Raw genomic sequence first — 26902 nt, 5'->3', positions numbered from 1 at the left:
GCGCAACCACTGCATGTCCGAAGTCGAAACGGGCAACCACATCGGCGGGCGCTGGTCGACCACCGTCGACACCCTGCCGGTGATCAACCCGGCCAATGGCGACACCATCGCCACCGTGCCCCGTTCGGGCCGCGAGACGGCGGGCGAGGCGGTTGCCGCCGCCAAGGCCGCTGCCAAGGCGTGGGCCGCCACGCCCGTGTTCGAGCGCGCGGCGATGTGCATGGCGATCGCGGCCGAGATCGATGCCGCGCGCGAGGCCCTCGCACACACGTTGTCGTGCGAGCAGGGCAAGGTCCTGGCCGAGGCGCAGGGCGAAGTCGCCAAGGCCGCTGATGGCTTCCGGCTTGCCGCCGAACTCGTCAAGCAGATGGGCGGCAAGACGCTGCCGGCGGAAGATCCGGGCAAGCTCGTCATGACCCTGCGGCAGCCGCGCGGCGTGTACGGCGTCATCACGCCCTGGAACTTCCCGGTCAACATTCCCGTGGAATACCTCGCCCCCGGCATCGCCACCGGCAACACCCTCGTCTGGGTGCCTGCGCCGTCCACCGCGCTCGTGGCCTGCGCGCTGATGGCAGTCATCGAAAAGGCCGGCCTGCCCGCTGGCGTTCTCAACCTGGTGATCGGCGAGGGCGCGACCGTGGGCGATGCGGTGGTCGTGCACCCGGACGTGACCGCCATCGCCTTCACCGGCAGCACCGCGACGGGCCAGCGCATCGCCGAGCGAGGCGCCGGAAAGCCCCTGCTGCTCGAGCTCGGCGGTAATGGCCCCCTGATCGTTTTCGAGGACGCCGACCTCGATGCGGCAGCCGCTGCAGCGGCAGGCGGCGCGTTCTTCAATGCCGGGCAGGTGTGCGCGGCGACAGGGTGCGTGCTGGCCCATGCCAGCGTGGTCGACCGCCTCTGCGACAAGCTGGTCGCCAAGGCCGCCGAGCAGGTGCTGGGCGATCCCTTGCATCCCGCCACGACCATGGGGCCGCTCAACAACGCCAAGGTGGCCGCCAAGGTGCGCGCGCATGTGGACGATGCCGTTGAACAGGGTGCACGCGTGCTGTGCGGTGGCCAGGCGCGGCCGGACCTGGGCAGCGACCTCTTCTTCGAGCCCACCGTGGTGCGCGACGTCATGCCCGACATGCGGCTGTGCCGCGAAGAAACCTTCGGCCCCGTCGTGCCGGTCATCGCCTTCCAGGACGAAGCGCAGGCCCTGGCGCTGGCCTTGCAGAACGACTACGGACTCTCGGTGGGCGTCTTCACCCAAGACATTGGCCGCGGCATCGCCATGGCCAAGGCGATTCCCGCCGGCATCGTCAACATCAACGCGGGCACCACCTGGTGGGAAATCCACCTGCCCTTCGGCGGCGGCTGCGGCAAGAAAAGCGGCATCGGCCGGCTGGGTGGCATGCACACACTGGAGGCGATGACCGAGATCAAGATGATCACGGTCACGCTGCCGGGTTGAGCCCTTCGATGCCGACGATCCCGCGCGCCGGGACTACTCCGGCTTTCCCCTGGCGGGCGTGCGAGCGGCGTTGGCGCGCCCCGGCTTCACGGGCCGTTGCCACCCTTGCATGTACGCGATCAGCGACTGCGACAGGTGATTGGCCGCGAGCGACAGCCGCCGGGAATAGCTCGCCACCAGCGTGGCGCGCGCAGAGCGCAGCGACGCATCGGTGAGCGGAATGGCCACCACCTTGCCGGCCTCGATCAGCGGCGCGACCACGTCGCTCGGCTGGAAGGTGATGAGGTCCGACTCCGCGACCAGCCGGCTCGCGAAGGACAGCGAATTCGTCTCGACCGCGATGTTCAGCTTGAACTTGCCCTTGGAGCTGACGCGGTCGACCAGCTGGCGCAGGCCGAAGGAACGGTCGGGCAATGCCAGGGGCGCGTCGGCGACTTCCGCGAGCGTGCAGCTGCGCTGTTGCGCCAGGGGATGCTGCGTCGAAGCGATCACGCACAAGGGCTGTTCGATCTTCTGCAGCTCGATGAGGTCGGGGCGCGGCGAGGCGCCGAACAGGATGCCCAGGTCGTACTTGTGCTCCGCCACCGACTCGCCCACCGCATGCGAGCCCATGAGGTCGAGCGAGAAGGTGATGCCCGGGTGCGTCCGGATGAAGCTCGGCATGAAGCTGGTGAGCAGGCCGTGCAGGATGCCTTCCACGCAGCCCACCCGCACATGGCCCTTGGCCAGCGTCTCGTACTCGTGGATCTGGCCCTTCAGGTCGGCCAGCTGCGTCTTGTTGTCCTGCGCATAGCGCAGCAGCAGTTCGCCGGCCGCGGTCAGCGCCATGCCGCGCGCGTGGCGCTCGAAGACGGGCACCCCCAGTTCGTCTTCCAGCAACGCGATCTGCCGGCTCACGGCGCTCTGGGCCACGAAGAGCTTTTCCGCCGCCACGCGCACGGAGCCGAAGGCCGCGACCTCGTAGAAGTACCGAAGGGTGGTGGATTCGATCATGCGTGCACTCTACGGGATGGCGGGGAAGGGGCGCGGCGACGTTCAGTTAGTTCGCGGCGCGTGCCTGCCGTGTCAGCATGCGCCCCGCGCGCGCGAGCACGCGCGCCTCGTTCGCACCGCGGTACGCGAGCACGCCGTTCACGAACACGCGCTCGATCCCTTCGCTCACGCCCAGCGGCTGGTCGTAGGTGGCGGTGTCGGTGATGGTCTCGGGGTCGAACACCACCACGTCGGCCATGGTGCCGACACGCAGAAGGCCCCGGTCCGCGATGCGCAGGTTGCGCGCCGTCATGCCCGTCATCTTGTGCACCGCCTGCTCCAGCGTGAAGAGCTTGCGCTGGCGCCAGTAGCGTGCGAACACGCGCGGGAACGCGCCCCACAGCCGCGGGTGCGGATGGCGGTCGTGCGGCAGGCCGTCGCTGCCGATCATGGTGCGCGGATGCGCGATGACTCTTTCGACGTCTTCTTCCTGCATCAGGAAATAGCACGCACCGCCGGGCTTCAGGCGCAGGCTGGCCTCCTGCTCCGTCGTGCCCCATTCGCGTGCGATGTCGGAGATCAGGCGGCCGGTCATCTCCGGGTGGGGCTCGGACCAAGTCAGCAGCACGTCGATGACGCCGTCCACCATGTCCTCGCGCAATACGGTGGACCCGGCCACGTAGGGATACACGTCCATCGCGATCTCCTGGCGCTGCGACAGGGCGTCGATCAGCGGCAGGGTCTCCTTCGTGCGGCCCCAGTTGGCCGGGCTTGCGCACTTGTGGTGCGAGATGATCAAGGGCACGCCGGCCTCGAACGCCGAGTCACCGGCCTCGTGCATCGCCTCGATGATCTGCTGCATCTCGCTGCGCAGGTGCGTGGCGTACACGCCGCCATGGCGCGCCACGACGCGCGCGAGCGCGGTGACCTCTTCGGCTGGCGCTGCAAAGGCTTCTTCGTAGAACAGGCCCGATGACAGGCCGTGCGCACCCGAAGCCATGCAGTCGTCGAGCAGCGCGGCCATGTGCGCCAGTTCATCGTCGTTCGCGGGCCGGTCGAGCGCCTGCATCGCCGCGAAGCGCAGCGTGGTGTGGCCCACGAGCGCGGCCACGTTGAGCGCAGGCTGCGTCGCATCGACGGCCGCACGGTACTCGGCCATGGTCGCGTGCTTGAACGAGTCGGCGCCCAGCAGCGTGAGTGGCGGCTTCGACTGTGGTGTGCGGTACGGCGCCAGCGAGATGCCGCAATTGCCGGTGACCACGGTGGTGATGCCCTGCGACACCTTGGGCAGGCACAGCGGGTCGCGCAGCACGATGGCGTCGTCATGCGTGTGCGCGTCGATGAAGCCGGGCGCGATCACCTTGCCGCGGCAGTCGACCACGTCGACATCGGCGATGTCCAGCCCTGCAGGCAGGCGCGCGCGCAGGCCTTCGCCCAGCGCCAGGATGCGATCGCCCTGCAGCAGCACGTCGCCGGGCCACGAAGGGCCGCCCGAGCCGTCGACCACGAGGCCGCCTTCGAGCAGCGTCGCGCTGTTCTTCTGTGTGTTCATGGAGGGATGCGTTGCCTTGCTCAGAAATGGATCACGACCGCATCGCTCACGCGGTAGTCGTTCTCGACCACGGGCATCCAGTGCCACTTGTCGAAGGTGGTGCAGGGGTGCGAGATGCCCAGGCCCACACGGTCGCCGACGACCGGTGCCTGTGCTTCGTCATTCGCGTCCCAGCGCAGGTAGGCGTGCTGGTCGTTCAGCGCGGTCACCTTCCAGCTGGCGGGCACAGCGTGCGACTGCAATGCACCGCGTGCCGCGTGCGCAATGGGGATCGGCATCGACATGTCGAAAGAAACGTCGCGCTTGCCGACCGAGAGAATCGCCAGGCCCGGCTCGGGTCGCGACTGCACGTTGGCCCAGACCTCCATCGCCGGTGTCAGCCCTTCGCCGCACTCGCACCCCATGCGCTCATCCGCCACGTTCACCATGCGCTTGTAGAAGCCATGGTCGTGCGTCACGTAGCAGCCCGAGCGCAGCAGGCCGCGCACCGGCGCACCCAGTGCGGGCTTCAGGCGCCCGGCCACGAGATCGAAGATCGCCGAGCCGCCGGCCGAGACCAGCACCTCGTCGGTCTCGAAGAGCTGCTGCGTGTCGCAATGACGCGCGACGGCTTCGATCCGGTCCATCAGGGCCTTGGCAAAAGCGGTGTCCTGTTCGGTGGACCCGGTGGCATTCAGGCCTTCGTAGCTCTCGATGCCCACCAGCTTCGCGGCGCTGCTGGCACGCACTGCACTGGCCACGGCGACCGCTTCCGCATGCGTGCGGCAGCCCGTGCGTCCGCCGTCGATGCCGATCTCGAGCATCACCTCGAAGGGCACGCTGGCAGGATTGCGCTTCGACCAGTCTTCGATCAGCGCCAGCTGCGCGATCGAATCGATCAGGAACACCACACGCAGGTCCGCATGGTCAGCCAGCAGCAGCTGAATGCCCGCCAGGTCTTCGTCGCTCACGACCTGGTTGGCGATCAGCGTGCGGCGCGCGCCGGCCGCCACGCCCACGGCCAGCTGCGTGACGGTGGCAAAGGTCAGCCCCCAGGCGCCGGCGTCGAGCTGGCGCTGGAACAGCTGCGGCGACATGGTGGTCTTGCCGTGCGGCGCCAGGTCGATGCCCCATTCGCGCACGCGCGATTGCATCCACGCCAGGTTGTGTTCGAGCGCCTCGCGCTTGAGCACGGCCAGCGGCAGCGGCAGGTCGCCGGCCAGCACGTTCCAGCCGGCGGCGCCGACTTCGCTGCGCAGGCGCGGCGGCTGGGTGCGCGGGTAGCCCTTGAAACGGTCGCTGAGCAGCGGGTCGATGAGGTCGTGAGAGGAGGGCAGGGTGTTCATTGGAGCTCTCGATTCATGAGGGTTGTCGCGTGGTCGTGGAACACCGCGGAACCGGCTTTGCCGGGCCGCTGGTGTTGCCCCCTGCAAGGGGGTTGGCGAAGCGACACGAAGTGCGCGAAGACTGGGGGTGAGTCATAGCGTTCGGATGCAGGCGCTGTAGTGTGCGGGGGAAATCTCATCCAGGCTGGGTACCGTCTGCGCACAGGCCTCGATGGCGTGCGGGCAGCGGGTGCGGAACACGCAGCCCGAGGGCGGCGAGATCGGGCTGGGAATATCGCCCTTCAGTGCGATGCGCTCGGTCGCCATCTCGGGATCAGGCTTCGGGCTCGCGGCCAGCAGCGCCTGGGTGTAGGGGTGCGAGGGGTTCGCGAACAGCTCCTCGGTGGTGGCCACTTCCATCACCTTGCCCAGGTACAGCACCACCACGCGGTCGCACAGGTACTCGACCACGTCCAGGTCGTGCGAGATGAAGAGCATCGTCAGCCCTAGGCGCTCGCGCAGGTCCGCCAGCAGGTTGATCACCTGCGATTGAATCGACACGTCGAGGGCCGACAGCGGCTCGTCAGCCACGATGAACTCGGGCTCCACGGCCAGCGCGCGCGCCACGCCGATGCGCTGTCGCTGGCCGCCCGAGAACTCGTGCGGAAAGCGGCTGGCGTGCTCGGGGCGCAGGCCCACGGTCTCCAACAGCTCGGCAATGCGCTTGTCGCGCGCCGCCGCGCCCTTGTGCAGGCCGTGCGTGGACAGCGCCTCGCCCAGGATGGCGCTGATGCGCATCTTCGGGTTCAGGCTGGCGTACGGGTCCTGGAAGATGATCTGCAGCTTGCTGCGCAGCTTGCGCATGCGCTCACCGGAAAGATCGCCGATGTCGTCGCCGCGGTACAGAACCTGGCCCTCGGTGCGCTCCACGAGCCGCAGCACGGTGCGCCCGATGGTGCTCTTGCCCGAGCCCGACTCGCCCACCAGGCCCAGCGTCTCGCCGGGGTGGATCGCGAAGGACACGTCGTCCACCGCGCGCACAGGGCGCTCGCTGCTGCCGAAGTACTTCTTGAGGCCGCGGACTTCGATAAGGGGTGGTGAAGATGAGGTAACAGCGGTGGTCATCATGCAGCCCTCGCGAGCGGTTGGTCGGGCTGCACGCGCACGCAGCGGGCCTGGCGGTCCTGACGGATGTCGATGAGCGGCGGCATGGCGCTGCGGCATTCGGGCAGTGCCTGGTCGCAGCGCGGCTCGAAGGCGCAACCGGGCGGCGGCGCCAACGGGCTGGACACCTGCCCGCGGATCGCAAACAAGCGCTTGGGCTTGGGTTGCCCAGGAACTCGCGCCTTGCCCGGCAGGCAGGCCAGCAGGCCCTGCGTGTACGGGTGCTCGGGCTGCGCAAAGAGCGGGCGCACCGGCGCACGCTCGACCACGCGGCCCGAGTACATGACCACCACGTCGTCGGCATGGTGCGCCACCACGCCCAGGTTGTGCGTGATGAACAGGATGCTCATGCCGGTCTCGGCCTGCAGCCGGCGCATCAGCTCCAGGATCTGCGCCTGGATGGTCACGTCCAGCGCGGTGGTGGGCTCGTCGGCGATCAAGAGCGTCGGGTCGCAGGCCATGGCCAGCGCGATCATCACGCGCTGGCGCATGCCGCCCGACAGCTGGTGCGGGTACTCGTGGATGCGCTGGGCCGCGGCCGGAATCTCCACCAGCTCGAGCATGCGCAGCGCATGGGCCAGCGCGGCCTTGCGGTCCAGCCCCTTGTGCAGGCGCACGCTCTCGGCAATCTGCTCGCCGATGGTGAACACCGGGTTCAGGCTGGTCATGGGCTCCTGGAAGATCATCGACAGCTGGTTGCCGCGCAGCGAGCGCATCTCGCGTTCGCCGATCTGCAGCAGGTCGAGCGTCTTGCCTTCGCGGGTGACGAAGGAGGCCGAGCCGCTGACCTGTGCGTTGGCGGTCTTGGGCAGCAGGCGCATCAGCGTGAGGCTGGTGACCGACTTGCCCGAGCCCGATTCGCCCACCAGTGCGGTGGTCTTGCCGGGCTGGATGGCAAAGCTCACATCGGCCACCGAACGGATCAATCCGTCTTCAGTGGGGAAGCTGGTGCTCAGGTTGGTGACCGTGAGGCGTGGGGTGGTGTTCGCGGTGTTCATCACGAGGTCTTCTTGAGCTTCGGATCGAGCAGGTCGCGCACGCCATCACCCAGCAACTGCAGCGACAGCGCCGTGAAGATGATCGCCAGGCCTGGGAACAGCACGACCCAGAAGGCCTGGTGCGCGTACTGCTGGCTGCCCGCGACCATGGTGCCCCAGGTGGGGATCTCGGGCGGCACGCCGACACCGAGGAACGACAGCCCCGCCTCGGCCAGGATCGCGTAGGCGAAGATGAACGACACCTGCACGAGGATCGGCGACATCAGGTTCGGCAGGATGTGGCGCCACAGGATGCGCGAGGTGCGCACGCCCAAGGCACGTACGGCTTCGACGAAGAGCAGTTCGCGCACGACCAGTGTCGAGGCCCGCACCACCCGTGCGACACGCGGCGTATAGACCAGCACCAGCGCGAGCACGGTGTTCATCAGAGAAGGCCCGAGAATCGCCACCAGCGCGATGGCCAGCAGGATGTCGGGGAAGGACATCATGGCGTCGACCACGCGCATCAGCGGTGCATCGAGGCGGCGGAAGAAGCCTGCCATCAAACCCAGCACCGTGCCGGCGATGACCGCGCCCAGCGCCGTGAGCGCGGCAATGGCCAGCGAGTAACGGGCGCCGTGCACGATGCGTGCGTACATGTCGCGCCCGAGTTCGTCGGTTCCGAGCAGGTGTTCGGCGCTGGGCGCCTTCAGGCGTTGCAGCACCGCTGTGTCGTTGGGGTCGGCCGAGGCGACCAGCGGCGCGCCGATGGCCATGATGGCAATCACCAGCAGCACCAGGGCGGACACCATCACGATGCGGCGGTGCATCAGCTGGCGGAGCATTCGAGGCATGCGCATCGTTCAGACCTTCACGCGCGGATCGACCACCGCATACAGCAGGTCGATCGAGAAATTGATGAGCACGTAGATCGCGGCAATCACGAGCAGCGCCCCCTGGATGACGGGGTAGTCGCGCCGCAGCACGGCGTTGACCACGAGGTTGCCCACGCCCGGCAGGCCGAACACGGTCTCGGTGATGACGGCGCCGCCGATCATGAGTGCGACCGTGAGGCCGATCACGGTGACGATGGGCACCAGCGCATTGCGCAGCGCGTGCTTGAGCACGACGACCTTCTCGCTCAGGCCTTTGGAGCGCGCGGTGCGCACGTAGTCTTCGCCCAGCACGTCGAGCATCGAGGCGCGCGTGAAACGGATGATGAGTGCGGAGTTCAGCAGGCCCAGCACGGTGGCCGGCAGCACCAGCGCGTGCAGCCGCTCGGCGAAGGGGGCATCGGGCGCGCCGTACCCCGACACCGGGAACCACCCGAAGGACACCGCGAAGATCTGGATCAGCACGATGCCCAGCCAGAAGCTGGGGATGCTGGCGCCCAGCATCGCGATGCCGGTGAAGAACTGGTCGACCACGCGGCCGCGGAACACTGCAGAGACGATGCCGCAGGGCACGCCGATGAGCGCCGCGATGGCCACGGCCAGCAGCGCGAGCAAGGTGGTGGGCTCGGCGCGCTCCCACAGCGCCTGCGTGACCGGGCGCTGCAGGAAGATCGAGGTGCCCAGGTTGCCCTGCAGCACTTCGCGCAGCCAGTAGCCGAACTGCACGGGCAGGGGTTTATCCAGGCCGTAGTCCTTCTGCACGCGGGCGATGTCGGTGGCGGTGGCCTGGTCGCCCAGCAGCACGGAGATGGGGTCGCCCGAAGCGGCGCGTGTGAGCACGAAGACCAGCACGGCCACCAGGGACAGCACGACGAGCATGCCGGCGAAGCGCGAGGCAATGAAACGGAACAAGCGCGCCTCCTACTTGATCTTCACATTCCAGAAGAAGGGCCAGTTCGTGGGTTGGTAGTTGTCCAGTGCCGGGCTCTTGGCCGAGAGGGCATTGAACTTGCCGACGCTGATGTACGGCACCTCGTCGTACACCACCTGCTGCACATTGCCCCACAGCGCGCCGCGCTTGGCCGGATCGCTCTCGGTGTTGAAGGCACTGAGCGAGGCCTTCTTGGCGGGCGAGTCCCACCAACCTGGTGCACCGTCGCCCAGTTGCGGTGGCGACAGCATCGGCTCGGGGAACAGCCCCGAATGGGTGATGAAGATTTCCCACAGCCGCGGGTCGTTGCGGCGCTGGGTGAGCGTGGCCCAGTCGACCACGTTGAGGTCGACCTTGAAGCCGGCGCGCTTGAGCTGCTCGGCCATCAGCAGCGACATGTTGTAGTGGAAGTCGTACTGGCGGCTGGTGAGCACGCGGACCGGCTCGCCCTTGTAGCCGGCCTTGGCGGCGGCGTCTTTCGCCTTGGTGGCGTTGCGCTGGTTGTACTGGTCGGCGCCCGCCGCCGAGTAGAACGGCGAACTCTTGGGAAAGTGGTTCGCCTCCGCGATGAAGAAGCGCGTGTCGCCGAAGCCGGCCGCGAGCATCTCGCCCTGGCCCATCGCCGTCTGCAGGGCCTGGCGCACGGCCTGGCTGGCGAGCGGGCCTTCCTTGGTGTTGAAGACCACCAGCGGAAAACCGAAGGCGGGCGTGATGATCGGCAGCGTCTTGCCACTGGCCTTCTCCAGGCGCGGCAGCGCTTCCACCGGCAGCAGGTCGGCAAAGTCGTACTGGCCCGCGAGTGCACCTTCGACGCGCGTGCTGGCGTTGGGCACGGGCACGAAGCGAAGTTCTTCGATGACCGCTTCGCGCCTGCCGCCATAGCCGCTCGCGGCTTCCTTGCGCGGGCTGTACTTGTCGAAGCGCGAGAGCAGCACGAACTGGTCGGGACGGCGCTCCTTGAACTTGTAGGGGCCGGTGCCGACGAAGTCTTTCAGCGGCGAGGCCATCGATTCCTTGGCCATCATCGCGGCGGTGCCATTGCTGGGCAGCGCCAGCTGCGACAGCAGCGGCGCATACGGCGCCTTCAGCACGATCTCCACGCCCAGCGGACCCTTGGTCTTGAGGCTCTCGATTTCCTTGCCCACGGCCTTGCCGCGCGGCGACTGGTCCATCCAGCGCTGCAGGCTGGCGACCACGTCGTCGGCCGTGAGCTCGCGCCCGTTGTGCAGCGCCACGCCCTTGCGCAGCGTGATGGCGTAGGTCTTGCCGTCGGCCGAGATCTTGGGCATGCCCTCGGCCAGCATCGGCACCACGTTCCACTTGGCATCGAAGGTGTACAGCGTCTCGTACACGTGCTGCATGATGGTTCCGACCAGGTCGGCCGTGGAGGCCATCGGGTCGAGCGTCTGCGGCTCGGCCACCATCGCCAGCGTGGCGAAGTTGCGCGGGCCCTGCGCGTGGGCGCTGGGGTGAGGCAGTGCGGCGCACAGCATCGCGAGCAGGGAAGCTCCCAGCAGGCTGCGCTTCGACAGGCGGGGCAGGCGCTGGACAAGACCGGCGTGAGACATGGGGTGTTCCTTCATGGGCGATCGGTGGGCAATGAATTCACTTTTTTCAGGCCCGAACTTTGAAGCACAACCTATGCCAAAACATCACCATTTACCCTGAGCAATGATCTAAATATTCGAACTCTCCCTTCGAAATTCAATGCCGTTCGCGCACGCATCCGCTGCTAGATTCCGGTCGAATCTTTTCCCACCGAAAGATGGCGTCCGATCGAATTTGCGAGGATGAAAATGAGCACCAAGAAAGTTCTTGCGGTAGGTTTTCTGTTCGGCTGTGCGTTGCTGACGCATGCGGCGATCACCGGGGTGAACCCCCTGGACACGATCAGGAAGGCTGCCACCGGCATGGCCTCCGCGGCCGCTGACCTGGTGGCCGATCCCTTGCCGCTGCAGGGACCCGGACTGGGCAACCTGACCTACACGCAGGCCGAGCTGTTCAAGCCCATCTCGATGATCAAGGAGGAGGTCGACACCGGCGTCGGAGCCGGCACCGGCGCCGACGTGCCGAAGATCCCCGGGGGCAGCGTGACGCACCCCACCGCCGGGTACACCAAGTACCACTACGGCCAGAACGTGGGCCTCATGATCAACGGCTACTTCCTGACGACGTTCACGCCCGACGGCGGCCTGGGCCCCGGTGGCTTCCTGCTCTACGACGTCTCCGATCCGCGCAACCTGCGGCTCGTCAAGCGCATCTACGAGCCGGACGGCCGCACCAAGGAACTGAGGGAGCCGCATTCCATCGGCATCGCCACCATCGGCGGCAAGCAGTACGTCGCCGTGCCCAGCGTCTTCGGCGTGGAGTTCTGGGACTTCACCGACATCAACGACGTCAAGCAGGTGAAGAAGCTGGTGCTGCCCAACGTCAACAAGGGCGACTACAACAACGTGAGCTGGCAGCTGTGGTGGCAGGCGCCCTACCTGTACGTGGCGGCGGCGGAGCAGGGCGTGTTCGTCATCGACGCCGCAGACCCCGCGAACGCACAGCTCGCGAACCGTGGCGCCGGCAAGCCCAACCCGATACCGACGGGCGAGCTCGGCGGCTTTCGCGTGGGACCGATCTTCACCATGGGCAACCACATGGTGCTGACGTCCATGACCAACACCAGCGGCTTTGCCAGCCTGGACATCTCGGACCCGCTGAATCCCAAGGTGCTCGACACCGTCTCCGGGTCCACCGCCAGCTACTACTCCACCTGCTTCGACGGCAAGAAGGTCTACGCCTCCGCACAGGAGAGCGGCGGCAAGATGTACGGCTACGACTTGAGCGACCGGTCGCGTTTCGTGGCCGAGGACAACCGGCTGGTGATCAACCAGCAGCTGTACTGCAGCACGCAGGACAACTTCGTGTTCCAGGGCGCGCAGAACTACATCCACAAGGTCGATGTGAGCAACCCGCTCAACCACGTCGAGGTCGGGCGCGGCGGACTGTTCGCAACGACGCATCCCGATTTCTCGAGCTCCGACCATGGCCAGGTGTCGCCGTTCGGCAACCTGATCTACGTCGGCAACGACCACGGCTCGGGCAGCGGTTTCATCGTGCATGCGGTGGACCCCGACACCACCAAGCCTGAAGTGAAGCAGGTCTCGCCCGTGAACGGTGCGAAACAGCAGGCCCTCACCTCGCGCATCGGCCTGGGCATGACCGACAGCATCCGACCGGAGAGCGTGAACGCCAACACCTTCATCGTGCGGCCCGTGGGCGGCAACACGCTGGCGGGCACCTACAGCGTGCAGCTGGGCATCGTCAACTTCCACCCCGCCCAGCCGCTGCAGCCGGGCACCGCCTACGAGGTGTTCCTGCCCGCCAACGGCCTGAAGGACTATGCGGGCAACGCCATCGCGGCCGACTACCGTTCGACCTTCAACACCGGCAATGCCAACGACATCAACCTGATGCACCACTGGGCGCTGACCGGCAACCTGGGTGACCAGATCAGCGCCAACAACGGCACGCCCGCCACCGGCGATGCCTTCGAGAGCATCGGCCTGAACTTCGCGAACCGCACCGCGGGCGTGCAGCTGAAGAACGACAGCGTGTCCACCACGCTGGGCGGCACCGCTTCGCTGAGCTTCTACATGAAGACCACGCAGGCCGGCGCTGCGAACTCGTGGACCGCGCCCGGCATCTTCGGACGCGACCAGTCGCCGGGCGTGGACGACGTGTTCTGGGGCTGGCTCGACAGCACCGGCAACATCAAGCTGTCGGTGGGCGACCATGCGGGCACGCGCTCGCAAAGCGCCGTGAACGACGGCAACTGGCACCACGTGGTGCTCACGCGCGATGCGGCCTCGGGCGCGCAGGCGGTGTACGTCGATGGAGTGAAGACCACGTCGACCGGCCCGACCGGCACCAAGGGCCTGTCGACCAAGTTCCAGCTGCTGGGGCAGATCCAGGGCAACACCGCGCTCTTCAAGGGCACGCTGGCCGAAGTGCGCGTGTACGCCCGCGTGCTCGGCGACACCGACGTGGCGGCGCTGCGGGCGCAGGCCGTGATCGGCGATCCCGGCATCGTGGGCGCACCGAAGATCGTCAACGGCCAGCTGAATTTCAACCCGGCCACCCTCGGAGCCACCGGCGCGCAGTTCCGCTGGAACTTCGGCGACGGCACGCAGAGCGCGTACGCCTCGCAACCCGGCGTCACGCACACCTACAGCAGCCCCGGCCACTACACCGTGACGCTGACGGTGAAGGCCGCGAACGGCCAGGAGACCTTCTACACCTACAACCTCACGGTGATCGCGCCCGTCACGGCGGCGGCGCCCACGCACACGACCAACATCGCGGGCGATGCGAACGCGGTGTACTCGGTGAACCCCGACAGCGGCACGGTGGCCGCCATCGACGCGCAGACCTTCGCCAAGCGCTGGGAAGTGCGCGTGGGCGATGAGCCCAAGACGCTGGCCGTGGGCCCCGACGGCCGCATCTGGGTCACGGTGCAGGGCGAGGACAAGCTGGTGGCGCTCAACGCGGCCGACGGCACGCTGTCGACGACGGTGCCGCTGGCCTACGGCAGCGGCCCGTACGGCGTCGTCTTCACGCCCAATGGCACCAAGGGCCTGTTGACGCTGGAGAGCAAGTCGGCGCTGGTCAGCTTCGACCCGACCACCGGCGCTGCCACCGGCACGCTCGCCCTGGAAGGCAGCGTGCGCGGCATCGCGGTCGATGCGAGCTCGCAATCGGCCTACGTGACGCGCTTCAAGTCGAAGATGACGGGCGGCCAGCTGCACAAGGTGAACCTGCAGAGCCTCAGCGCTGCCACGCCGATCGCGCTGGCGGTCGACACGACCACGGTGGACACCGAGGCCGCCTCGCGCGGCGTGCCCAACTACCTGAGCCAGGTGGTGATCTCGCCCGACGGCGCGCGTGCGCTGCTGCCTTCGAAGAAGGACAACATCGTGCGCGGCACCTTCCGCGACGGCCTGCCGCTGGAGCACGACAAGACGGTGCGCTCCATCCTGTCGCAGGTGAACCTGCAGACGGCGGCGGAAGTGTTCAGCGAACAGCTCGACTTCAACGACCGCGCCCCCGCGCGCGCCGCGCTGTACTCGCCGGCGGGCGACTACATCTTCGTGGCGCAGATGGAAGGCAACCGCATCGCCATCGTCGATGCCTACAACCGTTCGGTGCGCGGCGAGATCAACGCCAGCAGCGCGCCGCACGGCCTGTACCTCGATGCGGCGCGCAAGCGGCTGTACGTCAACAACTTCCTGGCGCGCTCGGTGTCGGTGCACGACGTGGCGCAGGTGCTGTCCTCGGAGTCGGCCGCCCCGGCCTTCCTGCAGAACATCACCACGGTCGCGCAGGAGCCGATGGCCGCCGCGGCATTGCGCGGCAAGCAGGTGTTCTACAACGCGTCCGACCGGCGCATGAGCATGAACAACTACATGTCCTGCGCGAGTTGCCATGCCGATGGCAGCGACGACGGCATGGTGTGGGACTTCACGCAGCGCGGCGAGGGCCTGCGCCGCACCATCAGCCTGCAGGGACGTCGCGGCACCGGCCACGGCAAGCTGCACTGGACCGCCAACTTCGACGAGGTGCAGGACTTCGAGCACGACATCCGCAACGAGTTCGGCGGCACGGGCTTCCTGACCAACGCCGACTTCTCGGCCACGGGCGACCCGCTCGGCGTGCCGAAGGCCGGCCGCAACGCGCAGCTCGACGATCTCGCGGCCTACCTGAACTCGCTGAACAAGTACATGCGCAGCCCGGCCCGCGCGGCGGACGGCAACCTCAGCGTGGACGCGGTGCGCGGCCAGACCGTGTTCAACACGGCCCAGTGCGCGACCTGTCACACGGCCGGCAGCCTGCGCGACGGTCTGCGGCACGACGTGGGCACCATCCAACTGTCGTCGGGCAAGGGCAGCAACCAGCCGCTGGCCGGCGTGGGCTTCGACACCCCGACGCTCTACGGCACCTGGAGCAACCCGAGCTTCTTCCACAACGGCCAGAAGGCCACGCTGCAGGACGTGCTCGCGGGCGGCCACGGCAATGCCTCGAGCCTGCCGGCGGCCGACCTGCTGGCACTGGGCGAATACGTGAAGTCGTTCGACACCGCACCGGCGATCGACACGCGCATCCGCTCGGAGGTCAACAACCTGTGCGTCAACGTGTCGGGCGGCTCGACGGCCAGCGGTGCCACGGTGGTGCAGTGGGCCTGCGGCAACGGCGCCAACGAGACCTTCACCGTCAACAGCAGCGGCGGCTACAGCCAGTTCGTCGCGAAGCACAGCGGCCTGTGCCTGGCGCAGGGCAACACCAACGCCGGCGGCGGCCCGGTGGTGCAGCTGGCGTGCACGGCGGGTGCGGCCACGCAGTGGAGCGTGGTCGGGGCGACGCTGCGCAACCGGGTGTCTTCGGGTGCGTGCCTGGATGTGCCCGGTTCGACCACCACGCAGGGCACGGCGCTTTCCACCTACGCCTGCCATGGCGGGGCCAACCAGCGCTGGAGCCAGATTCCCTGAGCTCCTGCGCTCTTTCTCTCTCTTTCTCTCGCTCTCCAAAAAGGAAATCACGTGTCGGCACTCCAACTCTCCCTCCCAGGCGGCTATCGGTTCATTCCGGGCGTCCAGCAGTACTCGGCTGGCGTGGCCGCCGAACCTGGGTTTCGCATCGAGCGCGTGCGCTTCCTGGAGCCCCTGCCCCTGAAGCAGGGCTTTCGTCGCATCAAGGAAATCCTGGAGGAGGCCTCGCGTCCGCTGGCCGCCTTCTGCGCGTGCGAACTGCGGTCCCCGGCACCGTTCACCGAACAGGGCTTCGTCGAGTTCAACAACCTCTACGTGGGCACGTTGAAGGAGTGGGGCATCTTCATCGGCGACCTGAACCCGGTGGCGCGAAGCAACGTGTGCCCCGCGCTGTCGCCGCCGTCGGAGCCCTCGTTCCATGCCTTCAGCTACACCGTGCCCGACGCCGAGGCGGCGGCGTCGTTCGTGGTGGCGGGCAGCGCCGAAGCGCCGGAAGGCAAGGGGCACTACCGCGACCATGCCGTGCGCCTGGGCGACACCTCGCCGCCCGCCATCCTGAAGAAGGCGCAGTGGGTGCTCGACGAAATGGAACGCCGCCTGGCATCGCTGGGCTTCACCTGGGCCAGCACCACGGGCTCGCAGCTGTACACGGTGCACGACATCCATCCCTTCATCGCCGACGAGATCGTCAAGCGCGGTGCCGCGCGGCACGGGCTGACCTGGCACTACAACCGCCCGCCCGTGGTCGACCTCGAGTACGAGATGGACTGCCGCAGCGTCCAGTTCGAACGCGTCGCGGTCTGATCGCGCGCGGGTCGCCACACCCTTTCACCGAGACGCCCATGCCCAAGAAATTGCCGCATCGCCTGGCCGCCACCTGCCTCGTCCTGAGCGCGTTCCTGGCGGCCGGCCTCGCCGCTGCGCAGAACATCCAGGAGCGCACCTTCAAGTTCGCCTTCGTGAACCAGAAGGAGCATCCGCAGGGCATGGGGGCGCAGCGCTTCTCGGAGATCGTCGAGAAAAAGAGCGGCGGCAAGATGAAGGTGAAGCTCTTTCCTTCGGGCGTGCTCGGCGGCGATGCCTCGGTCATCGCCTCGCTGCAGGGCGGCACGGTGGAAATGACGATGGCGATCCCGGGCCTGCTCTCGGGCATGGCCCGGGAGTTCTCGCTGTTCGACCTGCCGTTCCTGTTCAACAACGAGAAGGAAGCCGACTTCGTGCTCGATGGCCCGGTCGGCCGCAAGCTGCTGGACAAGCTGCCCGAGAAGGGGCTGATCGGCCTCACGTACTTCGAGCACGGCTTTCGCAACGTCACCAACAGCCGGCGGCCGGTGGCGAAGATGGAAGATCTGCAGGGCCTGAAGCTGCGCGTGATGCAGATCCCCGTGATGATCGATGCCTTCCGCGCGCTGGGCGCCAACCCGTCGCCGCTGCCGCTGCCCGAGGTCTACACCGCGCTGGAGCAGAAGGCCGTCGACGGCCAGGAAAATCCGTACTCGCTGGTGGAAGCCTCGAAGTACTACGAGATCCAGAAGTACGGCTCCAACACGCGGCACGTGTTCAACCCCGTGGTGCTGCTGTTCAGCAAGAAGCGGTGGGAGCAGCTGTCGGACGACGAACGCAAGATCCTTCTCGATGCGGCCCGGGAGACGCAGCCCTTCCAGCGCGCCGCCAACCGCGACGTCAACGCCAGGGCCGCCGAGTTCCTGAAGGGCCAGGGCATGGTGTTGACCGAGTTCCCCGCCGCCGAGCGCGAGCGCCTGCGCGAGAAGCTCGCGCCGGTCACGGACAAGCATGTCAAACAGATCGATCCGGCACTGACCCAGGAACTGTTCTCCGAGCTCGGCAAGGCACGCAGCAGCGCCGCCAGATAGCCAGCCAATCAACCACCAAGGAATAACGAATGAAGCTGTTGCGTTACGGGGCTGTCGGCCAGGAAAAGCCGGCGATGCTCGACGCAGAAGGCCGCTTGCGCGACCTCTCCATGCATGTGAACGACATCGCACACGAGGTGCTGCTGCCCGCCGGCCTGGCGCGCCTCGCCGCGCTGGACCCGCAGAGCCTTCCGCTGGTGGAAGGCGCCCCGCGGATCGGCGCCTGCGTGGCCGGCTCGGGCAAGTTCATCTGCATCGGGCTCAACTACTCGGACCACGCGGCCGAGACGGGCGCCACGGTGCCGCCCGAGCCCATCGTTTTCCTGAAGGCCACCTCGGCGATCGGCGGACCGAACGACGCGCTGGAGATTCCGCGCGGTTCCACCAAGACCGATTGGGAGGTGGAGCTGGGCGTGGTGATCGGCAAGACCGCGAAGTACGTCAGCGAGGCGGATGCGATGGACCACGTCGCGGGCTACTGCCTGATCAACGACGTGTCGGAGCGCGCCTTTCAAACCGAGCGCCAGGGCCAGTGGACCAAGGGCAAGTCGGCCGACACCTTCGGACCGATCGGGCCCTGGCTCGTGACGCCCGATGAAGTGCCCGACCCGCAGCAGCTGGACATGTGGCTGGAGGTCAACGGCGTGCGACGCCAGAGCGGCTCCACGGCCACCATGGTCTACGGCGTGCGCTACCTGATCGCGTACCTCTCGCAGTTCATGAGCCTGCGTCCGGGGGACATCATTTCCACCGGAACCCCGCCCGGCGTGGGCATGGGGTTCAAGCCGCCGGTCTACCTGAAGCGCGGCGATGTCGTCACGTTGGGCATCGAAGGGTTGGGCACGCAGCGGCAGGTCGCCACGCAGTTCGACTGAAGGGGAGGTGGCAGGGGGCGGCAGCGGGCCGTGAGGCGCCCGCTGCTGCCGCTGTGTCAGATCAGCGTGGCGCTCACGCCGCGCTGCACCACGGGCGCGATGCCGGCGTAGAAGAACGCCAGGCTGTCTTCCGGCCCGTTGACGGCGCGCCCGCGCACCTTGGCCATGGCGCAGACGCCGACCTGTGCGCTGTCGGGGCCGATCACGAGGACGAAGGGGTTGTCGTCGTCGCCGCGCAGGTAGCGTCCGCCGAACTCGCGGCGTGCGGTTTCGAATACGTAGGCCGAAGCCAGGAAGTGCAGGTCGTCGGGCAAGGGCGCCTGCTGCTGGAAGAAGTCTTCGAGCACCTGGTCGACCAGGACCAGCGAGGCTTCGGAGTAGTCGAGCGCCGCGCTGTCGATGGGGGCGCCGGGTTGCGAGAAGGCGCCGATGAAGTCTTCCGCCTGCGAGGCCATGCCGGCCTCGAGCGTCGACGGCATTTCCACTTCCGGCTGCTTTTTCTTCTTCAGGAAATCGAACAGTCCCATGGTGCTCAGGCCTGCACCGCGGCCGACAGTTGCCGCAGCATGGCCGACTGCCGCGCCTCTTCGGCGTCGCGCAGGCTCTTCGCGGCGCGCGCCGCGACGTAGGTGACGTACAGGGTCTCGACGGCCCGCGCCCATTCGTGCGCCTTCTGCGACACGCCTTCCGCCTTCACCGGCGAGCCGGTGGCCATCGGCGTCGACAGGTCGTCCAGCGGACGGGCCGGGACATCGACGCCGGCCTTCCCGAGGATCACGGCTTTCTGAAGGATGGTGAGCATGGCGGACCTCTCTTTTTTCTTGTTCCAGAGTAACAGCGCCCTTCGCGGGCTGCCATTCGCCAGATGACGTATCCGCCCCCGAATTCAAGATGAACTTTCGGCTGACATGGGGTTTGTCTGGGTGGCCGGAAGCAGGGCCTACACGAAGCGCCATCGGCCTCTCGCAATGTCCCTTCGATGGTTCTGGATGCAAATAATATTTGTTTTCATTCTCAATAGAATTGATGCTGATCAGTTGGTACGCAACAACAACGCATCCCGAGAGCGGCCCTGTTTTTCCTGCCGTTTCCCGTGGAGTTTTTGCATGTTGTTTTCGCGTTGCGGCCGTCGGCCGCGTCCGTCGGTGCTGGCGCTGGCCGCCGCATCTCTTTTTTCTCCCGCCCTGTTCGCCCAGACGCCCGCTGAACAACAACTGCGCGAGGTCGTCGTCAGCGCGACCGGCTTCGAGCAGGAACTCAAGGACGCGCCCGCTTCCATTTCGGTCATCACGCGCCAGGAGCTGGAAACGCGCCAGTTCCGCGACCTGGCCGAGGCGCTGCAGAACGTCGAAGGCATCGACGTGGGCGGCTCAACCGGCAAGACCGGGGGCCTGGACATCTCGATCCGCGGCATGCCCAGTGACTACACGCTGATCCTCATCGACGGCCGCCGCCAGAACGTGGCCGGCGACGTGACGCCCAACGGCTTCGGCGCCGCGCACACCAGCTTCATGCCGCCGCTGGCGGCCATCGAGCGCATCGAGGTCATCCGCGGCCCGATGTCCACGCTGTACGGCTCCGACGCCATGGGCGGCGTGGTCAACATCATCACGCGCAAGGTGGCGCGCGAATGGGGCGGCCAGGTCACGATGGAAACCGGCATTCCGCAGGACAGCGAGTGGGGTTCGCAGACGCGCTCCAGCGTCTACCTGAGCGGCCCCGTCGCCACCGACCTGCTGGGCCTGACCCTGCGCGGCAACATCTACCGCCGCGAAGCCGCCGACTGGGTGCTGGCTCCCGGCCAGGCGCAGCCCGCGACGGCCCGCAACCCCGCGCCGGCCGAGAGCCACCAGCACAGCGTGGGCGGCCGCCTGATGCTCACGCCCAACCGCCAGCACGACATCTGGCTCGACGTCGAATCGGGCCGCAGCTGGTACGACAACGAAGACGGCCGCCTGGGCACGCGCGATGCCGCCGCGCCCAACCGCACCGGCAACAACCCGCCGGGCTACCTGGACGCGCTGCGCTTCAACCGCGACCAGGTCGCCATCGGCCACACCGGGCGCCTGGGCTTCGGCACGGTGGAAAGCAGCCTGATGCACACCACCACAGAAACCGTCGGCCGCACGATTCCCGGCGGCGCCATCCCGCGCAATGCCGCGGCCCGACGCACCGTGTACTGGCTGAACGAAGCCGACCGCGGCCGCGCGCGCGAACTCAAGACCACCAACCTCGTGCTCGACAGCAAGCTCGTCGCGCCGGTGGGCGATGCCCACGTGCTCACCGTCGGCGGCCAGTGGTGGGACGCCAAGCTGGTCGACGGCCTGCTGCCGCGCTCGCAGAGCCAGACCATGTGGGCACTGTTCGCCGAAGACGAATGGCGCCTCGCGCCCGGCCTCACCGCCACGCTGGGCGGGCGCTACGACCACCACAGCGCCTTCGGCGGCCACGTGAGCCCGCGCGGCTATCTGGTCTGGGACGCCACGCCGCAGTGGACCTTCAAGGGCGGCGTCAGCAAGGGCTTTCGCGCGCCACGCCTGAACCAGCTGATCGACGGCATCAGCGGCGTGAGCGGCCAGGGCGCCACGCTCAACATCGGCAACCCGAACCTCAAGCCCGAGACCAGCACCAGCACCGAACTGTCGGCGCTGTTCAACAACCAGAAGGGCCTGACCGCCTCGGCGACCTTGTTCCACAACAAGGTGAAGGACAAGATCGCCAGCGGCGGCGACTGCAGCGTGGCGCGCATCTCCAGCTGCGTGGTCGACCCGACCGCGAACTACTCGGTCAACGTCGACCAGGCCAAGACCTGGGGCATGGAGCTGAGCAGCCGCGTGCAGCTCACCAAGGCCTGGGGCCTGAAGGCGGGCTACACCTGGACCGACAGCGAAGTGATCGAAGGCGGCGTGAAGAACGGCAAGCTGGCCGACACCGCGCGTCATCTGCTGCACGCGCAGGTCGACTGGAACCCCGACGCCAAGTGGCGCTTCTGGCTGCGCGGCGAATACCGCGGCAAGAGCCCGCGCTTCACCGGCGACCCCGCGCGCCTCACGGGCAACAACCTCGCGATCTACCGCGCGGTGGGTGACATCAAGGCCTACCACCTGTTCCACCTGGGCGGCTCCTACCAGGTGTCGAAGAACGTGCGCCTGAACGCCAACATCAACAACCTGTTCAACAAGGACTTCCGCAAGTTCCAGCAGGTGAACCTGGCGGGCACCTCGGCCTGGGTCAACGAGTACTTCCAGGGCGGTGCGTCGGTGGCGGGCACCACGCCGGCGGGACGCACGATCTGGCTGTCGGCGAACGTGACGTTCTGACGCTGGCGGCGACCGTGGCGGGCCGCGCGGACCTCAGGGGTTCGCGCGCGCCTGCCACACCAGCGTGGCCGCGCTCAGGTCTTCGAGCGCACTGCCCACGGCCTTGAACACCGTGCGCTCGGCATCGCCCGTGCGCCCGGGCCGTGCGCCACGGCACAGCTCGGCGAGCGTGCCCTGCACCGCGTCGGCGCGCAGGGTACCGGCCGCGATCGCGTCGAGCAGGTCGCCGGCCTTCTGCAGCGCCTCGGGCGTGTCGATGAAGGTGCGCGTGCCATCGAAACAGTGCACATCGGCTTCGCGCATCGCGGGCGTGAAGCTGCCGATCAGGTCGAGGTGCGCGCCCGGTGCGAGCCATTCGCCGCGCACCAGCGGCGTGGTCGCCAGCGTGGCGCAGCTCACGATGTCGGCATTGCGCACGGCCGCTTCGAGGTCGGTGCCGACCGCCTGCGCGTTCCATCCCTCACTGCGCCATTGCTCGGCCAGCGCCTGCGCGCCCTCGGGCCGGTGGTTCCACACCCACACCTCGTCGACGGGTCGCACGCTCGCGTGCGCGGCGGGCAGCATGCGCGCGATGCGGCCGGTGCCCAGCACCAGCAGCTTGCGCGCATCGGCGCGGGCCAGAAACGAAGCGCCCAGCGCCGAGGCGGCCGCCGTGCGCCGCGCCGTGATCTCGTTGCCGTCCATCATCGCCAGCGGCACGCCGGTGCGCGCGTCGTACAGCACGTAGGTCGCGTGCAGCCCGGGCAGGCCGCGCGCGCCGTTGCCCGGAAAGATGTTGATCGTCTTGATGCCCAGGAAGCCCGCGTCGCTCCACGCCGGCATGATCAGCACCGTGCCGCGCGTGGCCGCGTCGCCGCCGGTCTCGATGCTGTGCACGTGGCGCGGCGGCACCTGCGCCTCGGCCGCGAAGGCGGCGCGCAGCGCGGGCACCAGCCGCTCGAAACCCAGGGGTGCGGCGGTGGCGGCTTCGTCGAAGTGTTTCATGGGCGGGCAGGCAGCGCCGGGGCGCTGTCGAAGAAGGTGGTGAGGGCTTGCTGGTAGGTGGCGCCGAAGCGCGGCGCCGCCATCGGCTCGAGGTGACCGGCGCCCGGCACTTCGATCAGCTGCTTGGGTTCTTTCGCATCGGCCAGCAGGCGTTGCGAGTGGTGGTGCGGAATCACCGCGTCGGCCGTGCCGTGGATCAGCAGCAGCGGAATCGGCGCGATGGCCGCGACGAACTTCGAGGCCGCGTAGTCGTCGCGCACCAGCAGGCCGGCGCCCGGCAGCTTGTCGTTGGCGATGGAGCGGTACGAATAGAAGGTCGACTCGATCGCCACCGCCTTCACGCCGGCCCGGTTGCCCGAGCCCACGGCTGCGATCGCGTTCGTGCCGCCCAGGCTCTGCCCGAAGACGAACAGCCGCGACGCATCGACGTCCGCGCGGGCGCGCACATGGTCGAGCGCGGCGTTCGAATCCTCGAACACGCCGCGGGGTTCGGGCGCGCCGTCCGACTCGCCATAGCCGCGGTAGTCGAACACGAAGACGTTGTAGTCCTGCGCGGGCAGCCATGCGACGAAGCGCCAGTGGCTGCTCATGTTCTGCGCGTTGCCGTGGAAGTGCACCACCGTGCCCTTCGCCGCCTTCGGGTCGGCCCGGCCCGCGGCGGGAATGAACCAGCCGCTCAGGCGCGTGCCGTCGGCGCTGGTGAAGCGCACGTTCTCGTAGCGCAGGCCCAGCGCGTCGGGCGTTTCGTAGCGCACGCGGTCGGGGTAATAGAACATCGACTGCACGCAGCCGCCGAGCAGGAAGAGGGGCAGGGCGGCGAGCGACATCCACCAGCGGCGAGCAGGTGCGGCGGTGGTGGCCGTCATGCCTGCGATCCGCCGGCCTGCCGGCTTTCGGCGAGCATGTTGCAAAAGAGGGCGCCTTGCTCGATGGCGTCGTCCAGCGCCACGTGCGTGTGCGGCAACCCGGCATCGAACCAGCGGCGCGGCATCGCGCGCTTGGTGCTGTCGCGGTAGCCGATCTTCAGCAGGGCCATCGCGAAGCTCTTCATGTCGAGCGCCGAATGGCTGAACGGGCTCTCGCCCGCGAAGCGCATCAGGTACCAGTAGACGAACAGGAAGTCGAAGCCCGCCGGATAGGCCACGAACACCGGCCGCGCCTTCAGGCCCTTGAGCCACGCGACGTAGTTCTTCATGGCATACGCCGGGTCCTGCAGGTCGGTGCGGCACGCGGCCCAGGCCTCGGGCTGGGTCTGCCACCAGGCAGCCGTCTTCGGGTCGGCCCCGGCGCCGGGCAGCGTGTGCAGGTTGGCGCTGAAGGTGGACACCAGTTGCTTGTCGGCTGTGTAGGCGGCCGAGCCGAAGCTGAGCATCGAGTGCGGGCCGGGAATGGGGCCGTCGGTTTCGACGTCGGTGCTGATGTAGATCTCGGTCATGGGGCTAAGAATCGGATGAACTTGGCGGCCCTGTGCTTAGAGGAGGGGCGCGGCTGGGGATGCACGGCGCGCCGCGACGCTGAATGCAATCCAGGAGAGCACAGCCCCTATCGCCAGGCAAATCGAAACGATCAGTGAAATTTGCTTTGAGCGTTCGATCTGCGTCGCATAGCGCTCGTAGGAAATGATGGGGCCTTGTGGCCCTGTGACCGCGACGATCTGCCCACGCCAAGTACTGAGAGTGAAAGTGTCGCCGGCACTGCGGATGTTGGAGATGTCCTGCTCGGTGACATGCAGTGGCTCAGCGAACTGCATATAGACCTCCGGTCGAAGCCGCTGCATCAGTGGATTTTTCTCTTGGGCGTTGGCCATTCCGATGCCGTATCCGCCGTCGAAGTTGGTACTCCCCGCGTAGCGGCCGTCACGACTTCGGGTTTCGGTGAGCCTGCCCAAATAAGAGATCGTGGAGGTCTGATGACTGAGATCGCGAGCTTCGGGGGATCGGATATCTGCACGGTACTTGAATGCGCCGCCAGCGAGTGCCAGGAGAATGAAGGCGACGATATGCCTGTTCTGCACGGTCCAGGTGAGAAACGCCCTGATCTTGGTCATGTAGTTTCCTGAGCGTTCATGGTCTGGCTCCATTCGAGTTTGAATTTCGCCAGATATTTTCGCAACCGATCTGCATCGTTGACCACGCTGCGCTGCTCGCGTGTGGCCTGGAACAGGCGTCGCCCTGCGTCCGAAAGGCTGCGGGACTGGCGGCACACACGCACCACCGCTTCGAGCTGCAGGCGATCGAACAGATCGAGCGCGGCGAACTTCTCTTCGCCGAGCAAGACTTCCAGGTCGACCTCATCGTCCGCCGCCACTGAAGCGCCCGTGCCCTCGTGCTTCCACAGCCAGCGCAGCCGCGCGATCTCCGCCTCGACCAGCGCGACGGCGATGCGCCCGCCATCGGCCAGCGTGGCAAGCCGCGTCACGCTGGCCGACAGGTCGCGGAAGTTGCCGCGCCAGATCGCCTCGCTGCTCTGCGCAAAGCGCAGGTAGGCCGTGCGCGCCTCGGCGTTGAAGCGCACCACGCGGTGGTTCTCGGCCGCGTGCAGGGCCAGCAGGTGGTCGAGGTTGGGCTCGATGTCTTCGGGCCGCTGCGCGAGGCCGGGCAGGTCGTAGGTCCAGAGGTTGATGCGCGCGAACAGGTCTTCGCGAAAGCGCCCCTGCGCCACGTCGCGGCGCAGGTCGCGGTGGGTGCCGGCGATGAGCTGGAAGTCGCTCTCCACTTCCTTGTCGGCGCCCACGGGGAAGAAGCGCTTCTCTTCGATGGCCTTGAGCAGCATCGCCTGTTCGTCCAGGCCCAGCTCGCCGATCTCGTCGAGAAACAGCGCGCCCTGGTGCGCGGTGCGCAGCAGCCCCGCGCGGTCGCTCGCCGCGCCGGTGAACGAGCCCTTCTTGTGTCCGAACAGCGTGGAGGCCGCGCCGTCGCCGCGCAGCGTGGCGCAGTTCACTTCGACGAAGGGCCCCGTCACCTGATGGCGCGCCTGCTTCAGCTCGAACATGCGGCGTGCCAGGAACGACTTGCCCGCGCCCGTCGGCCCCACCAGCAGGATCGGCGCGCGCGAGCGCACGGCCACGCGCTCGATCTCGTCGATGAGCGCGTTGAAGCGCGCGTTGCGCGTGGCGATGCCGCTCTTCAAAAAGGCGACCGCGTCGCGCTGGTCGGCGTCGAAGCGGCGCGCGATCGGGTCGTAGCGCGACAGGTCGAGGTCGATGAGCGCGACCTTGCCGGCGTCGCCCTGGCGCTGCTTGCGCGGCGGCGAGGTCTGCGCCAGCACACCCGGCACCACGCGCGATTCCGACAGCAGGAACATGCAGATCTGCGCCACGTGCGTGCCCGTGGTGATGTGCGTCCAGTACTGCTCGCGCTCGGGCTGGAAGGGGTAGGTGCGCGCCCAGTCGTACAGGCGCGTGTAGACCTCGCCGAAGTCCCACGGGTCTTCGAGGTCGAAGGGCACGAGGTTGACGAGTGTCTCGGGCGACACGGCGGCGATGTCGGCCTTCACCAGCTCGGCCAGCGCCGTGTGCTTGCGCGTGTGCAGCAGCTCGATGCGCGCCACCACCATGTCGTCGTGCTGCGCGAGCGAGACCGTGGGGCGCCACTTGTTCCAGCGGCCCGCGCCTTGGCCGGCATCGAGCTGGGTGCCGAGGAAACCGATGACGACGATGGGCTTCATGGATAAAAGACTAGCTGAAATTCTAGAAATTGTCCGAATGCTAGCACGGGATCGGCGCCATGTCATACCGGTCGAAGAAGAAATTTCCCTTGCAGGTCAATGACTTGCATCGCCGTCGCCGTGTTTTCTGCCGGCGAGCAAGCAAGCTGGCACGCTCGCTGCAATAGAGAACCTGTCCGGATGCAGTTCATCCGCTCCCAGGTGCCGCATGAAAGCGGCCCGGTGCCGCAGGCCAGACCTGTTCTTGGGTCCGCGGTATGCCGCTGTTGAACTGTGCTGGTCACTGGACTTGATCCAGTCTGCTCATGGTCGAGCACCGTGCTAACCACGCGGCGTGGCGGGTTCGATTCCCGCAAACAACCTTCGGCGGTGTTCGCACCGCCGCTTTGATGGGGGCGAAA

At 67.5% G+C, this 26902-nt stretch carries 21 protein-coding genes; 6 read left to right on the top strand and 15 right to left on the bottom strand.

The annotated features are described in order from the left end of the window. Window positions 1-13 precede the first annotated feature (13 nt). The gene (locus AC07SQ_RS09035) at window positions 14-1456 is read left to right on the top strand and encodes an aldehyde dehydrogenase family protein (protein WP_495272080.1); all 1443 of its coding nucleotides are present in this window, start codon (window positions 14-16) and stop codon (window positions 1454-1456) included. 33 nt (window positions 1457-1489) lie between these two features. Here the strand turns inward: AC07SQ_RS09035 and AC07SQ_RS09030 are convergent, their stop codons facing one another. The 8 genes from AC07SQ_RS09030 to AC07SQ_RS08995 form a co-directional block, all read right to left on the bottom strand. Then, complete coding sequence (locus tag AC07SQ_RS09030) at window positions 1490-2449, bottom strand: LysR family transcriptional regulator (protein ID WP_492697607.1); 960 nt, start codon at window positions 2447-2449, stop codon at window positions 1490-1492. A 46-nt stretch (window positions 2450-2495) separates the two neighbouring features. Beyond that, window positions 2496-3980, bottom strand: a complete 1485-nt coding sequence (locus AC07SQ_RS09025) for an N-acyl-D-amino-acid deacylase family protein (RefSeq protein ID WP_495272081.1) — start codon at window positions 3978-3980, stop codon at window positions 2496-2498. Between the two features lie 20 nt (window positions 3981-4000). After that, window positions 4001-5305, bottom strand: coding sequence for an alanine racemase (locus AC07SQ_RS09020; RefSeq protein WP_495272082.1), 1305 nt, complete (start codon window positions 5303-5305; stop codon window positions 4001-4003). Between the two features lie 132 nt (window positions 5306-5437). Beyond that, complete coding sequence (locus AC07SQ_RS09015) at window positions 5438-6409, bottom strand: ABC transporter ATP-binding protein (protein WP_495272083.1); 972 nt, start codon at window positions 6407-6409, stop codon at window positions 5438-5440. Next, window positions 6409-7446 (bottom strand): ABC transporter ATP-binding protein, encoded by a 1038-nt coding sequence (locus AC07SQ_RS09010; RefSeq protein ID WP_495272084.1) that lies wholly within the window; start codon window positions 7444-7446, stop codon window positions 6409-6411. Before AC07SQ_RS09010 ends, AC07SQ_RS09015 begins: the two co-directional genes overlap by 1 nt. Continuing rightward, window positions 7446-8285: an ABC transporter permease gene (locus AC07SQ_RS09005; RefSeq protein ID WP_492697764.1), complete on the bottom strand. Its 840-nt coding sequence runs from the start codon at window positions 8283-8285 to the stop codon at window positions 7446-7448. The genes AC07SQ_RS09010 and AC07SQ_RS09005 overlap by 1 nt, the downstream gene beginning before the upstream one ends. Before the next feature lie 3 nt (window positions 8286-8288). Further along, on the bottom strand, window positions 8289-9230 hold the full coding sequence (locus AC07SQ_RS09000) for an ABC transporter permease (protein ID WP_495272085.1): 942 nt from the start codon (window positions 9228-9230) through the stop codon (window positions 8289-8291). 9 nt (window positions 9231-9239) lie between these two features. Further along, on the bottom strand, window positions 9240-10817 hold the full coding sequence (locus tag AC07SQ_RS08995; RefSeq protein WP_495272086.1) for an ABC transporter substrate-binding protein: 1578 nt from the start codon (window positions 10815-10817) through the stop codon (window positions 9240-9242). Between the two features lie 228 nt (window positions 10818-11045). Here AC07SQ_RS08995 and AC07SQ_RS08990 point away from each other — a divergent pair, with 228 nt between their 5' ends. The 4 genes from AC07SQ_RS08990 to AC07SQ_RS08975 are packed head-to-tail and all read left to right on the top strand — an operon-like array spanning window position 11046 to window position 18531. Further along, window positions 11046-15782, top strand: coding sequence for an Ig-like domain-containing protein (locus tag AC07SQ_RS08990; RefSeq protein ID WP_495272087.1), 4737 nt, complete (start codon window positions 11046-11048; stop codon window positions 15780-15782). Between the two features lie 51 nt (window positions 15783-15833). Further along, window positions 15834-16586, top strand: coding sequence for a 2-amino-5-chloromuconate deaminase CnbZ (gene cnbZ / locus AC07SQ_RS08985; protein ID WP_062479841.1), 753 nt, complete (start codon window positions 15834-15836; stop codon window positions 16584-16586). A 38-nt stretch (window positions 16587-16624) separates the two neighbouring features. Next, window positions 16625-17656: a TRAP transporter substrate-binding protein gene (locus AC07SQ_RS08980; protein ID WP_492744313.1), complete on the top strand. Its 1032-nt coding sequence runs from the start codon at window positions 16625-16627 to the stop codon at window positions 17654-17656. A gap of 29 nt (window positions 17657-17685) precedes the next feature. After that, the gene (locus AC07SQ_RS08975; RefSeq protein WP_495272088.1) at window positions 17686-18531 is read left to right on the top strand and encodes a fumarylacetoacetate hydrolase family protein; all 846 of its coding nucleotides are present in this window, start codon (window positions 17686-17688) and stop codon (window positions 18529-18531) included. Window positions 18532-18587: 56 nt separating this feature from the next. On the opposite strand, the gene AC07SQ_RS08970 is transcribed toward AC07SQ_RS08975, so the two are convergent. Further along, window positions 18588-19058 carry a hypothetical protein gene (locus AC07SQ_RS08970; protein WP_447747003.1) on the bottom strand — a complete coding sequence of 157 codons (471 nt, stop codon included), beginning with the start codon at window positions 19056-19058 and terminating at the stop codon, window positions 18588-18590. 5 nt (window positions 19059-19063) lie between these two features. Beyond that, entirely contained in the window at window positions 19064-19333 is a 270-nt protein-coding gene (locus AC07SQ_RS08965; RefSeq protein ID WP_307589336.1) for a hypothetical protein, read from the bottom strand. Between the two features lie 304 nt (window positions 19334-19637). On the opposite strand from AC07SQ_RS08965, the gene AC07SQ_RS08960 reads away from it, so the two are divergent. Then, window positions 19638-21851 (top strand): TonB-dependent receptor domain-containing protein, encoded by a 2214-nt coding sequence (locus AC07SQ_RS08960; RefSeq protein WP_495272089.1) that lies wholly within the window; start codon window positions 19638-19640, stop codon window positions 21849-21851. A gap of 33 nt (window positions 21852-21884) precedes the next feature. Here the strand turns inward: AC07SQ_RS08960 and lhpI are convergent, their stop codons facing one another. The 5 genes from lhpI to rtcR are packed head-to-tail and all read right to left on the bottom strand — an operon-like array spanning window position 21885 to window position 26501. Beyond that, on the bottom strand, window positions 21885-22835 hold the full coding sequence (lhpI, locus tag AC07SQ_RS08955; RefSeq protein WP_495272090.1) for a bifunctional Delta(1)-pyrroline-2-carboxylate/Delta(1)-piperideine-2-carboxylate reductase: 951 nt from the start codon (window positions 22833-22835) through the stop codon (window positions 21885-21887). Further along, window positions 22832-23701 (bottom strand): alpha/beta hydrolase, encoded by an 870-nt coding sequence (locus AC07SQ_RS08950; RefSeq protein WP_495272091.1) that lies wholly within the window; start codon window positions 23699-23701, stop codon window positions 22832-22834. The genes lhpI and AC07SQ_RS08950 overlap by 4 nt, the downstream gene beginning before the upstream one ends. Continuing rightward, entirely contained in the window at window positions 23698-24270 is a 573-nt protein-coding gene (locus AC07SQ_RS08945) for a 3'-5' exonuclease family protein (protein ID WP_495272092.1), read from the bottom strand. The genes AC07SQ_RS08950 and AC07SQ_RS08945 overlap by 4 nt, the downstream gene beginning before the upstream one ends. A gap of 36 nt (window positions 24271-24306) precedes the next feature. Next, window positions 24307-24882, bottom strand: a complete 576-nt coding sequence (locus tag AC07SQ_RS08940; RefSeq protein ID WP_495272093.1) for a hypothetical protein — start codon at window positions 24880-24882, stop codon at window positions 24307-24309. Then, window positions 24879-26501, bottom strand: a complete 1623-nt coding sequence (rtcR, locus tag AC07SQ_RS08935) for an RNA repair transcriptional activator RtcR (protein ID WP_495272094.1) — start codon at window positions 26499-26501, stop codon at window positions 24879-24881. Before rtcR ends, AC07SQ_RS08940 begins: the two co-directional genes overlap by 4 nt. Window positions 26502-26902 lie beyond the last annotated feature (401 nt).

It is taken from the genome of Variovorax sp. GW821-FHT06D12, assembly GCF_059419205.1.
This window is presented reverse-complemented; position numbering and strand designations above follow the sequence as displayed.